This is a genomic window from Acidovorax sp. JHL-9, assembly GCF_000426205.1.
GTDB lineage: Bacteria > Pseudomonadota > Gammaproteobacteria > Burkholderiales > Burkholderiaceae_C > Acidovorax > Acidovorax soli.
Genome location: NZ_AUEX01000008.1, coordinates 152386 through 165806, shown reverse-complemented (window position 1 = coordinate 165806; position 13421 = coordinate 152386). Strand labels below are relative to the sequence as shown.

Here is a 13421-nt window from a genome sequence, read left to right as displayed (position 1 = left end):
TTGAGCCAGCCGGCGAGCTTCAAGGCAAAGGGGTCGAGCTTGGAAGGGCTGACCCGCTTGGCGTAGTGCGGCTCGGCCTCGCCCGCGCGCAGGTACTTGCGGATGGTGTTGCGCGAGAGGCCCGTGCGGCGGGCGATCTCTCGGATGGACAGCTGCTCTCGCAGGGCCCAGCGCCTGATGACACTCAGTGTTGCCACGTCTATCACTCCTGGTCTCCTGCTGCTTAAGAAAGCAGCAGGTTAGGGTTAGTACGTGGATCAGATTTAGATGGAAATCCTGGGGGTTAGTGGGTCACTTCTGCGTGGAAATCAACAAGGGGAGCCAGGACCCGTCGAAGGCACCTTGCCTGAAACTTTGCGGAGAGGTCAACCAGTCGGCAATGCAGAAGACGCCGACCTTTGCGTTCGACCTTATTGGGCTTCCGCCCCCTTCCTATACTGCCTGGGAACCGGCCCCGGCGCTGGCTCTGCGAGCCATCCTATTGAGGAGCCCCCAGCGGGCTCACCCACAGCCGCCTGCTTGGCTGCTGTTTGCACGTCTCGCGTTATAGCCCCTCCTGTGAGCGCTGTGCCGGCTATGTCCCGCACGCGTCTCGTACGCCTTGACTCTGTACCCGGCTACGGAGTTCTCATATGGGATTTGTCTTCTGGAAGCGCCACTTGGCTCGACCAGACGACAAAAACCAGCGGCTAAAGGAGAAAGAAATGACATTCGTGCGCTCCATCGCGGTCGTCTTCGGCGCCGCCCTCGTCAGTTTGTTTTCATTCGGGCAAGACGACCATCAGGCCCATCATCCTGCGGGTTCGAGCGCCCCTGGGACTTCGGCTCTAGTGGCGCCGAGCTTCGAGGGCATCCCGGAGCACTCGCGGATCAATGCTGCCTGGAACGAGCAGGCGTAACGGAGAACCCCATGGCAAAGAACAAGAAGGCCGCGACAGGCGCGAAGAACAAGGCTCATGCGGACGTGACCGATGTCGCGCACAACCCGTCGCGCGACGAGGCAACGGAACGCTCGATCGGCCGCGAGGACTATGAGGCGCAGTTGCACATGCTGCAGATAGAACTCGTGAAGCTGCAGCGTCACTTCATCAAATGTAGCGACCGCATCCTCATCCTCTTGGAGGGACGGGACAGTGCGGGCAAGGATGGCAGCATCAAGCGACTCGTCGAACACCTGAGTCCGCGGGAAACCCGGGTCGTCGCGCTCAGCAAACCCTCCGATCGGGACCGCACCAGTTGGTACTTCCAGCGCTACGTGCCGCACCTACCGGTCGGCGAAGAACTCGTTGTGTTCAACCGCAGCTGGTACAACCGCGCCGGCGTGGAGCCGGTGATGGGTTTCTGCACGGCTGAGCAGCACGAGGAGTTCATGAACTCCGTGCCGAAGTTCGAGGAGATGCTGGTCAACTCCGGCATCAAGCTGCTGAAGTATTACCTCGACATCGGGAAGAAAGAGCAGACCCGCCGGCTCAGTGAACGCCGCCGTGACCCGCTCAAGCAATGGAAATCAAGTCCGGTCGACGCCGTGGCGCTGAAGCACTGGGACGGCTACACGCGTGCGCGCGACGAGATGTTCATACGCACGCACACCGCTGCCGCTCCCTGGTCCGTCGTGCTCGCCGACAACAAGCGAGTCGCCAGGCTCAACCTGATCAGGGACGTCCTCTCGCGGCTCCACTACGCGGGCAAGAAGCACAAGCTCATCGCACCCGACCGGGAGATCGTCTTCGAGTTCTCGCAGGACTGCCTGGATTCCGGCCGACTCGCACGTTGATACATCGAACAGAACCAACAGGATGAACCATCTATGAAGTCAATCAACGTTGAAGTCGGAGGGCTCATATCGAGCCTGAGCGCGGAGGGAGTACGTCGCAAGTTGCTGCAGCTTCCCGGCGTCCATCACGCGGATGTCAACTACGTTGCGGGAAGCGCAACGGTCCATCTCGACGAACGGCAGCTCAGTGTCGAGGATCTGCGCCGCCGGATCGTGGAGTGCGGCTATCACTGCAGTGGCGAGCAGACGCCTAAGCATGTGTGCGATCCCGCCACGGGCAGTACGGCGGGCCAGCGCCATGACGGACACGCCGATCACGCCGTGTCTGCGAAGCAGGAGGATCACGCGGTGCATTCGGGGCATGCCCATGCAGTCGGAGCGACTGCGACGATGGCCGCCTCGCCGGCCTCCCATGCCGGGCACCAGGGCCACGCAGGCGAGCCCGTCATGGACGACATGATGCACGACATGGGGCACGGGTCTGGGTCGATGCAGGACATGGCCCGGGACATGCGCAATCGGTTCTTCGTGTCCCTGATCTTTTCGATTCCGGTGTTTCTCTATTCGCCGATGGGGAAGATGTTCGGCGACTTCCAGACACCGTTCGGGCTGGACAACAAGCTCTTTCTTTTCATCTTCGCGAGCGCGGCGATCCTCTATCCCGGCTGGCCTTTCTGCATCGCTGCGTGGCGCGCTTTGCGCAACGGTGTCGCCAACATGGCCACGCTGGTCGTGCTGTCGGTGGGCGTGGGATACCTGTTCAGCGTCGGAGCGACCTTCTTCTACGAGGGTGAGGTGTTCTATGAAGCGGCGTCAGTGCTGCTGGTTTTCATCCTGCTGGGCCACTGGTTAGAGATGCGCGCCCGCGCGGGTGCGTCCGACGCGATTCGCGCGCTGATGGATCTCGCGCCACCGATGGCCACCGTCGTGCGCAACGGTGTCGAGACCAAGGTGCCAACCGCCGAGGTCGTGGCCGGTGAACTGGTGGTGATCAAGCCCGGCGACAAGATCCCGGTGGATGGCGAGATCGTCGAAGGAGCCTCGCAGGTCGACGAGTCGATGCTGACCGGCGAGTCGATGCCGGTCAAGAAGGTGGTAGGCAGCACCGTCGTTGGCGCCAGCATCAACAAGAGCGGGAGCTTCCGCTACAAGGCCACGAAGGTCGGTGCGGACACGGCATTGGCCCAGATCGTCAAGCTGGTCCAGGAGGCCCAGAACTCGAAGGCACCCGGCCAGCTGCTGGCCGACCAGGCGTCGCAGTGGCTGGTGCTGGCGGCGATCGTGATTGGCTTGTTGACCTTCAGCGTCTGGTACTGGGTGATGGGCCAGACGCTGCTATTCGCACTCACCTTGACCATCACGGTATTCGTGATCGCATGCCCTGATGCGCTGGGCCTGGCCACGCCGATGGCCATCATGGTCGGGACCGGCCTGGGTGCGATGAACGGCATCCTCTTCAAGAACGCGGCCGCGCTGGAGAACGCTACCAAGCTGACAGTGGTGGTGTTCGACAAAACCGGCACCTTGACACTCGGGCAGCCCGATGTCGTCGAGATCGTGGCCGCGCCCGGTTTCGAAGAGGCGCGGCTTCTGGCGACGGCCGCCGCGGTGGAGAAGTTCTCCGAGCACCCCCTTGCACTCGCAGTGCTCAAGCGTGCGGGGGACATGCCGACGGAGGTCACAGAGAACTTCACCAACATCGATGGGCAAGGTGCACGGGCCACCATCGGGGGCGAGACGGTGCTGCTCGGGAACCGGCTGCTGATGCAGTCGGAGCAGGTAGACCTGGCCGTCCTCTCCAGCGAGGCAACGCGGCTGCAAGGCGGCGGGCGCACGGTGGTCTATGTCGCGCGCGGCGGCCGGCTGATTGGCCTCATTGCAATCGCGGACGCCGTCCGGCCGACCTCGCGCGAGACGATCTCCAAGCTGCAGGCGCGGGGCGTGAAGGTCGCGATGCTGACCGGTGACAACCAGGCGACCGCCGAGCGTATCGGCAAGGAATTGGGGATCGACATCGTCCTTGCGGACGTGCTGCCCGGCCAGAAGGCATCCAAGATCAAGGAGTTGCAGCAGCAGGGTCACAAGGTGGGCATGGTCGGCGACGGCATCAACGACGCGCCAGCGCTGACCCAGGCCGACGTGGGCTTTGCGATCGGCGCCGGGACGGATGTCGCCATGGAGAGCGCCCAGGTGGTGTTGATGAAAAGCGACCCGTACGACGTCGTCGGGGCCATCGAGCTCTCTCGCGCAACGCTGCGCAAGATGCACCAGAACCTATGGTGGGCCGTGGGCTACAACGTGGTCGCCTTCCCGCTTGCGGCTGGGGTATTGTACCCCTTCACGCTGTCGCCGGAGGTTGCCGCGTTGTCGATGTCCGGTAGTTCCGCGATAGTGGCCATCAATGCACTGATGCTCAAACGCACGCGCCTACCGGGCATCAAGCGCGTCACGTCGCGCGCCTCCGCTCAAGCGGTCGCGTGAGCCCGTGCTGCGAACCACCATGGTCGAGAGCCACCCGATGAGATCGCCGCCATACAAAGCCACGCCGGCCCGTCAGGGCGACCTGGGCGTCGTTCAGCTGGGCTGGCTGTCGGCGGCCGTGTTCGTTGTCTCGGCCGGGTATGGCGCGTTGATGCCCTTGATTCCCGACTGGCTGCGCCCTCTGATGGGCGACGCGGATCCAGCGGTGCTCGCGCGCCATGTCGGCTACCTCAGCGGCATCTACACGGCCGGGATCCTTGTGGGGGCGCCGCTGTGGGGCGTGCTGGCGGACAGGCTGGGACGCGCCCGCGTGCTGCTGGTCGGGCTGGTCGGCTATGTGGCGAGCCTGCTTCCGCTGCTGCGCCCCGAATCTGTGGGCGTGGTCGGCATCTATGCGCTTCGCGGCGCTGCGGGCTTCTTTGTCGCCGCAGTCGTGCCCGTGGTGCCGGCGCTCGTCGCGCAGTACACGCCTCAGGCGATACGCGCCAAGCGCTTCGCATGGTTGGGCGCGATGTCGCTGCTCGGGTTCCTGTTCGGACCCGGCCTCAACGCCGTCGCGGATCGCCTTGCCGGCTTGGGCGTCGTCGCCGCCTTCGTGCAGGGGTCATCGACCAAGCTCGTGATCGGACTCTCGGCTGCGCTGGGTGCGTTGATGATGCTGGGCCTGGCAGCCACGCTTCCCGCGCCGTCCACCACGCTGGATGCGGGCCCGAGCGATGACGACGGCGCGCCCGAGAGCCGGTCCTTCACGCTCTGGCTGCTCAATGGCGTGGTCATGTTCGTGCTCGCCGGCTTTGAACTCGGCATCGTGCTGCAAGGCCAGCGTCATCCCGATCTCACGTCGCGCGAGGTGTCGTTGATGTTCGCCGAATGCAGCCTGGTGATGTTGGGCGTCAACGCGGTCCTGTTTTTCACCGGCTTGCTTGAGCGCGCTGATCCCCGTCGCATGTTGGCTGCCGGCATGGTTCTGGGTATCGCGGGACTCGCGGTGCTGGCTCGCCATGGCAGCGAGACCTGGATGTACGTTGGCGTCAGTTTTACAGCGGCGGGCACCGGTATCGTGCTGCCGACCGTTGCCTACCTCGCCGCAGGCTCCGCACGTCGGCGGCTCGGAACCGCGATGGGCGGCCTAGCGGCAGCAACTGGCTTCGGGCAGACGCTGGGATCGGCAGTCGCCGGCTGGCTATTCGGCACCGACATGCAGGGCAGCTTCGCATGGCTGTCCATCCCGCTCGTGGTCACCCTCGCTTTCTTGCTGATTCCCCGGAAGTGGTGGCCAGCGAACCCGGCCCTGCTGACAGCTTCATTTTCCTCCACTTCATCCACCTCCACGGAGACCGAACCATGAGACTTATCCTGACGACCCTGCTCGCAGCGCTTGCCCTGTCGCTGAGCGGATGCGGCTACAACGACTTCCAGCGGTTGGACGAACAGACCAAGTCTGCCTGGTCCGAGGTGCTGAACCAGTACCAGCGGCGCGCAGACCTGATACCGAACATCGTGGCGACGGTGAAAGGAGAGACCAACTTCGAACAAGAGACGCTGACCCGGGTCGTCGAAGCGCGCGCCAAGGCCACCTCGATCCAGGCTACTCCGGAACTCGTCAACAACCCCGAGGCGTTCCAGAAGTTCCAGGCGGTGCAGGGCGAGCTGTCCGGCGCGCTGAGCAGGCTGCTGGTCGTGAGCGAGAACTACCCGCAGCTCAAAGCCAACCAGGCCTTCCAGGAACTGCGCGCGCAGCTTGAAGGCACCGAGAACCGCATCACCGTGGCCCGCGGGCGCTATGTGAAGGTGGTGCAGGACTACAACGTCCTCACGCGCAGCTTCCCGACCAACATCACGGCCAAGGTGTTCAGCTACGACGTCAAGCCGAACTTCTCCGTCGCCGACGAGAAGGCGATGGCCACGCCGCCCCAGGTCGACTTCGGCGCCTCGGCACCGGCGGCGCGCCCCTGACATGAGCACGCTGAGAACAGCGGTGCCGTACCCGGCCGCCCACCTACGCCTGGCCCGCATGTTGGCTTGGCTGTTGCTGAGCCTGTTCCTGGTGGTCGCGTCCGCGCAGGAACTGGTCGCTATTCCGCCGCTGCAGGCGCGTGTCACCGACCTCACGGGGACGCTCGCCGCCGATCGGATCGCCTCGCTGGATGCGCAGCTTCGTGCTTTCGAGGAACGCAAGGGCGTGCAGATCGCGGTGCTGATGGTCGGCTCCACGCGGCCCGAACCGGTCGAGCAGTACGCCATGCGGGTGGTCGAACAGTGGAAGCTCGGCCGCCGCAAGGTGGACGATGGTGCACTGCTGCTGGTTGCCAAGAACGATCGCGCCGTGCGTATCGAGGTTGGCTACGGCATCGAGGGCGCGCTGAGCGATTTGGTGGCGCGGCGCATCATCGACGAAGTAATCACGCCGCGCTTTCGCCAGGGCGATTTCGACGGTGGCATCGCGGCAGGCGCCGAACAGATCATGCGCGTCGTCGACGGCGAAGCCCTGCCTGCGGCGGATCCACGGCGGCAAGGCCGGACCAACGACATCGGCCAGGCCTGGCCCTTCCTGTTCATCGTGGCTTTGATGCTGGGCGGATTGCTGCGCAACGCGCTCGGTCGGGTCCCTGGCGCCGTGGTCACAGCCGGGGTATTGGGTGCTGCGGCGTGGCTGGTGGTGGGCACCCTCGCGGTAGCCGCGCTGGCCGGATTGGCGGGATTCTTCGTCACGCTGCTAGGCATCGGCATGGGCGGCCACGGCGGCATGCATGGGCACCATCGGGGTGGTGGGTGGCCTGGTGGCGGATTCGGCGGCGGCGGAGGAGGATTCCGCGGCGGTGGCGGTGGCTTTGGTGGCGGTGGCGCCTCAGGACGGTGGTGAGATGAACATTCAACGACTTCTTCGCCACCTCGCCACCACCGGCCGCGCGGTACGCCGCGCCTTCCCGCCGCGCACTCTGGACGCCATCGAGCAAGCCATCCGTGCGGGAGAGTCCCAGCATGGCGGCCAGTTGCGCTTTGTGGTCGAGGGCGCGCTGGATGGATCGCCGCTGTGGCGAGACCAGTCGCCGCGCGAGCGAGCGCTGGATCTGTTTGCCCGTATGGGCGTATGGGACACGGCGCATAACAGCGGCGTGCTCATCTACGTGCTGCTGGCCGATCGGGCGGTGGAGGTCGTGGCCGATCGCGGCATCCATGCCTGTTGCGGTGCCGACATGTGGTCAGGTGTGTGCCAGCGCATGGAAGCCCAGTTCGCGCAGGGGCACTTCGAGGCCGGTTCCATGGAAGGCATCGCCGCCGTCAGCCATCTGTTGATGCAGCACTTTCCGCGCGACGCGGGCGACGGAAACGAGTTGCCCGATCGGCCAGTTCTTTTTTGAACGACAACATCCTTGGAGACTTTCCATGCAACTTCAGTTTTTGGGTGCCACGGGCACCGTGACCGGTTCGAAATACCTCCTGCGCCATGGCGACTCGACAATCCTGGTGGACAGCGGCCTGTTCCAGGGCTTTAAGCAGCTGCGGCTGCGCAATTGGGAGCCGCTGCCGGTCGCGCCCAAGACGATCGATGCTGTCGTGCTCACCCACGCCCACATCGATCACAGCGGCTACCTGCCGCTGCTGGCGCGGCAGGGTTTTCGCGGGCGGGTCTATTGCACGTCCGCGACGCATGAGCTATGCAAGATACTGCTCACCGACAGTGGTCATTTGCAGGAAGAAGAGGCGAAGTTCGCCAACCGCTACGGCTTCTCCAAGCACAAGCCCGCGCTGCCGCTGTACACGCGGGAGGATGCCGAGCGCTGCCTGAAGCTTTTCTCACCGCGTCCGTTCGCCGAGGCCTTCGAAGCTCTGCCCGGACTCACAGCCCGGCTGGAGCCCTCGGGGCACATGCTCGGCTCCGCCTTCGTGCACCTCAGCGATGGGCAGCGGTCGGTGCTCTTCTCCGGCGACATCGGCCGCCCGAACGACCCGGTGCTGCGCCCGCCGGTGCAGGTTCCGGGCGCAGACTACCTGCTGGTGGAGTCTACCTACGGCAACCGCAAGCATGAAGAGACTGACGCGCTGGAAAAACTGGAGACCGTGATCAATCAGACCGCCGCCCGCGGCGGTGTCGTGGTCATCCCCGCGTTCGCGGTCGGCCGCGCCCAAAGCCTGATGTATGGCATCTACCAGCTCAAGAAGCAGGGCCGCATCCACCACCTGCCGGTGTACCTCGACAGCCCGATGGCCATCGATGCGACGCAGCTGTATCACGCCCACCGTGACGAGCATCGGCTCTCGCCCGAGGAGTGCGAGGGCATGTGCCACGCCGCGAAGATCGTCAACAAGGTCGAGGAGTCCAAGGCGCTCAGTGCCAGCCGCGGCCCGATGGTGATCATCTCCGCCAGCGGCATGGCCACGGGTGGCCGGGTGGTTCACCACCTGAAGTCCTTCGCACCCGATCGGCGCAACACGATCCTGTTCGCCGGCTACCAGGCGGGTGGAACCCGCGGCGCGGCGATCCTGCATGGTGCGTCCACCGTTCGCATCCATGGCGAAGACGTGCCGATTCGCGCCGAGGTGGCCTCGCTCGACAACCTCTCCGCCCATGCCGATGCCGACGAGATCATCGCGTGGCTGCGCGGCTTCACGCAAACGCCGCGCCGCACGTTCGTGACGCACGGCGAGCCCGAAGCGGCCGATGCGCTGCGCTCGCGGATCGACCATGAACTCGGCTGGGCGGTCTCGGTGCCCGACTACCTGCAGACCGTGGAGCTTGCATGACAGCGCAAATGCATGAAGCCGGCCGCACCAAGGAGGCCGGGAACAGGCTGCAGGCGTGGCGCACGGGCATCGACACCTATCAGGAGCCGGTGGTCTACATGCGGCGCGACTGCCCTGTCTGCCGGTCGGAGGGTTTCACGACCCAGGCGCGCGTGCAGCTGACGGCCGGCCGCCGCAGCATCGTGGCGACGCTCAGCGTCGTCGATGGGAATTGGCTGGCCGAGAACGTCGCTGGCCTGTCCGAATCGGCATGGGCGTCGCTGGGGGCGCAGCCGGGCCAGCTGGTCACGGTGACCCATGCACCGCCGCTGGATTCGCTCAGCCATGTCCGGGCCAAGGTCTACGGCAATGCCCTGGGCGATGCCGAGTTCAGCGCCATCATCTCCGACGTCGCGGCGGGCCATTACTCGGACCTGCATCTGGCCACCTTCATCACCGCCTGCGCCGGCGATCGCCTGGACCTCGCGGAGACAGTCTCGCTCACGAAAGCCATGATTGGCGTCGGTGACCGCATCGATTGGGGGCGCCCGCTGGTGGTGGACAAGCATTGCGTCGGCGGCCTGCCCGGCAACCGCACGACCCTGCTCGTGGTGCCCATCGTGGCCGCCTGCGGCCTCACGATGCCCAAGACCTCCTCGCGCGCCATCACCTCGCCGGCCGGGACGGCCGACACGATGGAGGTGCTGGCGCCGGTGAACCTGGATGTGCCGAGCATGCGGCGCGTGGTCGAACGCACGGGCGGCTGCATCGTCTGGGGCGGCTCGGTACGGCTCAGCCCCGCCGACGACATCCTCATCCGCGTCGAGCGGCCGCTGGACCTGGACAGCGAGGGCCAGCTCGTCGCCTCGGTCCTGTCCAAGAAGGCCGCCGCGGGCTCGACCCATGTGCTGATCGACCTGCCCGTGGGTGCCACCGCCAAAGTGCGCAGCGCGCAGGCCGCGGCGGCGCTCGGTCGGCGCCTGCAGGAGGTGGGCAGCGCCATCGGCCTGCACGTGGCCTTGCGCGTCACCGATGGTGAGCAGCCGGTCGGCCGCGGGATCGGCCCGGCACTGGAGGCCCGCGACGTGCTGGCCGTCCTACAAGGGACGCCCGAGGCCCCGGCCGACCTGCGGGAGCGAGCGTTGCGGCTGGCGGCGGACATCCTCGAAATGGGCGGTGCAGCGCCCGCCGGCGGCGGCCTGACGCTCGCCGCGCAGGTGCTGGCCGACGGCCGCGCCTGGGCCACGTTCCAGGCGATCTGCGCTGAGCAGGGCGGCCTGCGCAGCATCCCGGTGGCAACGCATCGGCACACCGTCGCATCGCCGTCCACGGGACGGGTCTCCCGAATCGACAACCGGCTGCTCGCGCGGGCGGCTAAGCTCGCCGGAGCACCGACCGCCGCTGCCGCCGGCATCGACGTGCATGCGCGCCTGGGCGACCAGGTCGAAGCGGGACAGCCGCTCTTCACGCTGCACGCCCAGGCGCCGGGCGAGCTGGCCTATGCGCTGCAGTTCGTCCGCTCGCGCCCACCGATCTTCCAGATTTCGGAGAACCTATGAAACCTCTCGTTTTTCACCTGCCGGGCGACGAAGACTTCGCCGATGGACTGATCCGGGCGTTGGGCGCGCAGCGGGCTGCCCTGCAGCTGCACCGGTTCCCGGACGGCGAGTCGCTGGTGCGGCTGGACGCCGACGTCACCGGCCGCACCGTCGTGATCGTGGCCAGCCTGGCACAGCCGGACGCCAAGGCGCTGCCCTTGTTGTTCGCCGCGGACGCAGCGCGCGACCTCGGCGCCACCCGCGTGTTGCTGGCTGCCCCGTACCTGGCGTACCTGCGTCAGGACCGGCGCTTCAACACGGGCGAAGCCATCACGTCCCGCACGTTCGCTGCGCTGGTGTCGACGGTGTTCGACGGTATCGTCACCGTCGATCCCCATCTGCACCGCTACCGCTCGCTCGGCGAGGTCTACCGGGTGCCGACCCGTGTGGTCCAGTCCGCGCCCGCCATCGCGGCCTGGGTCGCAGCCCATGTGGACCGTCCCGTGTTGATCGGACCCGATGCGGAAAGCGAGCAATGGGTCCAGGAAGTCGCGCGCTTGGCTGGCGCGCCGTTCACGGTGTTGCAGAAGATCCGCCGGGGCGACAAGGACGTGGAGGTCAGCCTTCCCGACACCGCGGCCCTGGCAGACCGCCAGCCCGTGCTCATCGATGACATCGTGTCCAGCGCGCGCACGATGATCCAGGCAATCGTCAGTGTGCGCAGCGTGGGATTGCCGCCACCGGTGTGCATCGGGGTGCACGCCCTGTTCGCCGCCGACGCGTACCACGCACTTCTTGCGGCAGGGCCCCAGCGGGTGGTGACCTGCGACACCGTGCCGCATGTCTCCAACGGCATCAGCGTGGTGGCACCGCTGGCGACAGCGGTGCAGGAACTGATGGAAGTCGGCGCGCCATGAGCCGCTGCGCCACGCTCGTCATGACGCTCACGATCGAGGGGAGATGACTGCCCATGTGCTTTTCCGCACCCGCCAGTTTCACGGCCGCAGCGGTTCTGCTGGGCCTGGGGACCGTCACCATGCGCCGGGCCCGCTCACGGCGCGAACTGCCGTATGCCGCCATCCCGCTGCTGTTCGGGGTCCAGCAACTGCTCGAAGGCATGCTGTGGCTGACGTTCCCCGACCGCGCGCCCTTGCTGAACGTGGCGCTAACGCATCTCTACTCGTTCTTCTCGCACGTCCTGTGGCCGATCTACGTCCCGCTGGCTGCGCTGGCGCTGGAGAGCGTCCGTTGGCGCCGTCGGGTTCTGGTGGCCATTGCAGTCGCGGGCGCGCTCGTCGGTCTGTACCTGCTGGCGATGCTGGTGAAGCTGCCCATCACGGCCCGCGTGGTCGGCCAGCACATCCTCTACGACTCTCCGCACTTCTACGTGATGACCACGATGGCCCTGTATCTGATCGGCACCTGCGCAAGCCTGATGGTTTCTAGCCACCGGCGCGTGGCGGCTTTTGGGGTGGCCGCCTTTGTCTCCGCAATCGCCGCCTACATGTTCTATGCAACCTGGTTCATCTCGGTGTGGTGCTTCTTTGCCGCTGTGCTCAGCTTCATCGTGCTGTGGCAGTTCCGTGAGCCCCGAGCGAGGCTGGCCGTGCCATGACGAATCCTCCGGCCAGATTCAAGCCCGCACTGGCCTACGCGGACTGCGGCCGCACGCAGGGCCCGATGCGCCGCGCGGCGTTCTTCACGGTTCAGTTGCTCGACGGATTCGAGACCATGCGCGATGCGGTCGCCGGCCGGCTGCCGACGGTATTCGCGCAAGCGGAACTCGCGCAAGGCACCAAGACCGGGCACTTCATCGCCGCGTTCTGCATCCTGTCCCTGCACCGGGTAATCGAGGAGGGCTCATGACCGCACAAAACCGTCTGTCCGTTCTGTTCTCCGACATCGCACCGGCGGACCAGGCCGCGCTGCAGCAAAGGCTTCCGACCCACTGGCACGCGCACTTCGTCCAGAACGAACGCCTGGTGGTATCCGATGTCGGCGATGAAGACACCGAGGTGCTGTGCGTCTTCGTGCGCACGCGCGTTGACGAATCGGTGCTCCGGTTGCTGCCGCGCGTGCGGCTCGTGGCAACGCGCTCCGCGGGCTTCGATCACATCGACCTGCAGGCTTGCCGCCGACGCGGCATTGCCGTGTGCCACGTGCCGGACTATGGGTCTGCCAGCGTCGCCGAACATGCCTTCGCGCTGCTGCTGGGCGTGGCTCGCCATCTGACACAAGCCCACGAGCGGGCGCGCCAAGGTTCGTTCGCTTACCGCGGCCTCACCGGCTTCGAGCTGGAAGGCAAGACGCTGGGCATCGTCGGGCTGGGCCGGATCGGGCGCCACGTGGCCCGTATCGCCCTGGGCTTCGGCATGGAAGTTCTCGCGTACGACCCGGCCCTCGCCCCATCGCTCGACATCACGGCAGCACCCATCGCCGGCGTCCGCGTGGTGACGTGGGAGCAGATCCTGCAAAGCAGCGATGTTCTGAGCCTTCATGTTCCGGCCACGCAGGCCACGCACCACCTTCTCGATGGCCAGGCCTTCGCGCGCATGAAACCGGGCATGGTACTGATCAACACGGCACGGGGTGCGCTCATCGACGAGGCCGCCCTGCTGCACGCACTGGAGGCAGGTACCGTCGCCGCAGCAGGACTGGACGTGCTGGAACAGGAAGGGGATCTGTCTCCCGAAGTGCCCACGGGCTGCGGCGGACTGGGTTGCGATACCGGCTGGTCGGCATCCAGCCCACTGCTGACGCATCCGCGTGTGCTCGTGACACCGCATGTCGGGTTCAATACGTCGGAGGCGATCGCGCGCATCCTCGACGAGACCATCTCGAACATCGCAGCCTGGCATGCGGGCCGCCTGCGCAACAGGTTGGATGAGCCATGACGCGACCGA

14 protein-coding genes are annotated in these 13421 nt (G+C 66.1%); 13 read left to right on the top strand and 1 reads right to left on the bottom strand.

Annotated elements, in window-relative coordinates; all coding sequences use genetic code 11:
• The coding region (locus K225_RS0107180) for a winged helix-turn-helix transcriptional regulator (RefSeq protein WP_026435776.1) at nucleotides 1-206 on the bottom strand (206 nt) is incomplete at its 3' end.
• Nucleotides 207-632: 426 nt separating this feature from the next.
• On the opposite strand from K225_RS0107180, the gene K225_RS0107175 reads away from it, so the two are divergent.
• Genes K225_RS0107175 through K225_RS0107115 form a run of 13 tightly spaced genes read left to right on the top strand, consistent with a single transcriptional unit; the run spans nucleotide 633 to nucleotide 13412 of the window.
• Nucleotides 633-899 carry a hypothetical protein gene (locus K225_RS0107175; protein ID WP_236748630.1) on the top strand — a complete coding sequence of 89 codons (267 nt, stop codon included), beginning with the start codon at nucleotides 633-635 and terminating at the stop codon, nucleotides 897-899.
• 11 nt (nucleotides 900-910) lie between these two features.
• Nucleotides 911-1774 carry a polyphosphate kinase 2 gene (gene ppk2, locus K225_RS0107170; protein ID WP_026435774.1) on the top strand — a complete coding sequence of 288 codons (864 nt, stop codon included), beginning with the start codon at nucleotides 911-913 and terminating at the stop codon, nucleotides 1772-1774.
• A gap of 33 nt (nucleotides 1775-1807) precedes the next feature.
• Nucleotides 1808-4255: a cation-translocating P-type ATPase gene (locus K225_RS0107165; protein WP_026435773.1), complete on the top strand. Its 2448-nt coding sequence runs from the start codon at nucleotides 1808-1810 to the stop codon at nucleotides 4253-4255.
• Between the two features lie 19 nt (nucleotides 4256-4274).
• A complete protein-coding gene (locus K225_RS0107160; RefSeq protein ID WP_034711985.1) occupies nucleotides 4275-5603 on the top strand; it encodes an MFS transporter in 1329 nt (442 codons plus the stop codon).
• Nucleotides 5600-6211, top strand: a complete 612-nt coding sequence (locus K225_RS0107155; RefSeq protein WP_005795319.1) for a LemA family protein — start codon at nucleotides 5600-5602, stop codon at nucleotides 6209-6211. Before K225_RS0107160 ends, K225_RS0107155 begins: the two co-directional genes overlap by 4 nt.
• Nucleotide 6212: 1 nt before the next feature.
• Nucleotides 6213-7118 carry a YgcG family protein gene (locus K225_RS0107150; protein WP_026435771.1) on the top strand — a complete coding sequence of 302 codons (906 nt, stop codon included), beginning with the start codon at nucleotides 6213-6215 and terminating at the stop codon, nucleotides 7116-7118.
• Between the two features lies 1 nt (nucleotide 7119).
• Entirely contained in the window at nucleotides 7120-7617 is a 498-nt protein-coding gene (locus tag K225_RS0107145; RefSeq protein ID WP_026435770.1) for a TPM domain-containing protein, read from the top strand.
• Between the two features lie 25 nt (nucleotides 7618-7642).
• Nucleotides 7643-9001 (top strand): MBL fold metallo-hydrolase, encoded by a 1359-nt coding sequence (locus K225_RS0107140; protein ID WP_005795326.1) that lies wholly within the window; start codon nucleotides 7643-7645, stop codon nucleotides 8999-9001.
• Nucleotides 8998-10539, top strand: a complete 1542-nt coding sequence (locus K225_RS0107135; protein WP_026435769.1) for a thymidine phosphorylase family protein — start codon at nucleotides 8998-9000, stop codon at nucleotides 10537-10539. Before K225_RS0107140 ends, K225_RS0107135 begins: the two co-directional genes overlap by 4 nt.
• A complete protein-coding gene (locus K225_RS0107130) occupies nucleotides 10536-11435 on the top strand; it encodes a ribose-phosphate pyrophosphokinase (RefSeq protein ID WP_026435768.1) in 900 nt (299 codons plus the stop codon). Before K225_RS0107135 ends, K225_RS0107130 begins: the two co-directional genes overlap by 4 nt.
• 53 nt (nucleotides 11436-11488) lie before the next feature.
• Entirely contained in the window at nucleotides 11489-12133 is a 645-nt protein-coding gene (locus K225_RS0107125; protein ID WP_003121541.1) for a DUF6629 family protein, read from the top strand.
• Nucleotides 12130-12384, top strand: a complete 255-nt coding sequence (locus K225_RS0107120; RefSeq protein ID WP_009516033.1) for a hypothetical protein — start codon at nucleotides 12130-12132, stop codon at nucleotides 12382-12384. Before K225_RS0107125 ends, K225_RS0107120 begins: the two co-directional genes overlap by 4 nt.
• Nucleotides 12381-13412: a hydroxyacid dehydrogenase gene (locus K225_RS0107115; protein WP_026435767.1), complete on the top strand. Its 1032-nt coding sequence runs from the start codon at nucleotides 12381-12383 to the stop codon at nucleotides 13410-13412. Before K225_RS0107120 ends, K225_RS0107115 begins: the two co-directional genes overlap by 4 nt.
• Nucleotides 13413-13421 lie beyond the last annotated feature (9 nt).

Excerpts from the sequence above, each read along its gene's own strand:
- K225_RS0107120 (WP_009516033.1), top strand. The coding sequence starts at position 12,130 with ATGACGAATCCTCCGGCCAGATTCAAGCCCGCACTGGCCTACGCGGAC.
- K225_RS0107125 (WP_003121541.1), top strand. The coding sequence starts at position 11,489 with ATGTGCTTTTCCGCACCCGCCAGTTTCACGGCCGCAGCGGTTCTGCTG.
- K225_RS0107145 (WP_026435770.1), top strand. The coding sequence starts at position 7,120 with ATGAACATTCAACGACTTCTTCGCCACCTCGCCACCACCGGCCGCGCG.
- K225_RS0107150 (WP_026435771.1), top strand. The coding sequence starts at position 6,213 with ATGAGCACGCTGAGAACAGCGGTGCCGTACCCGGCCGCCCACCTACGC.
- K225_RS0107175 (WP_236748630.1), top strand. The coding sequence starts at position 633 with ATGGGATTTGTCTTCTGGAAGCGCCACTTGGCTCGACCAGACGACAAA.
- K225_RS0107130 (WP_026435768.1), top strand. The coding sequence starts at position 10,536 with ATGAAACCTCTCGTTTTTCACCTGCCGGGCGACGAAGACTTCGCCGAT.
- K225_RS0107165 (WP_026435773.1), top strand. The coding sequence starts at position 1,808 with ATGAAGTCAATCAACGTTGAAGTCGGAGGGCTCATATCGAGCCTGAGC.
- K225_RS0107140 (WP_005795326.1), top strand. The coding sequence starts at position 7,643 with ATGCAACTTCAGTTTTTGGGTGCCACGGGCACCGTGACCGGTTCGAAA.
- K225_RS0107160 (WP_034711985.1), top strand. The coding sequence starts at position 4,275 with ATGGTCGAGAGCCACCCGATGAGATCGCCGCCATACAAAGCCACGCCG.
- K225_RS0107155 (WP_005795319.1), top strand. The coding sequence starts at position 5,600 with ATGAGACTTATCCTGACGACCCTGCTCGCAGCGCTTGCCCTGTCGCTG.
- K225_RS0107135 (WP_026435769.1), top strand. The coding sequence starts at position 8,998 with ATGACAGCGCAAATGCATGAAGCCGGCCGCACCAAGGAGGCCGGGAAC.
- ppk2 (WP_026435774.1), top strand. The coding sequence starts at position 911 with ATGGCAAAGAACAAGAAGGCCGCGACAGGCGCGAAGAACAAGGCTCAT.
- K225_RS0107115 (WP_026435767.1), top strand. The coding sequence starts at position 12,381 with ATGACCGCACAAAACCGTCTGTCCGTTCTGTTCTCCGACATCGCACCG.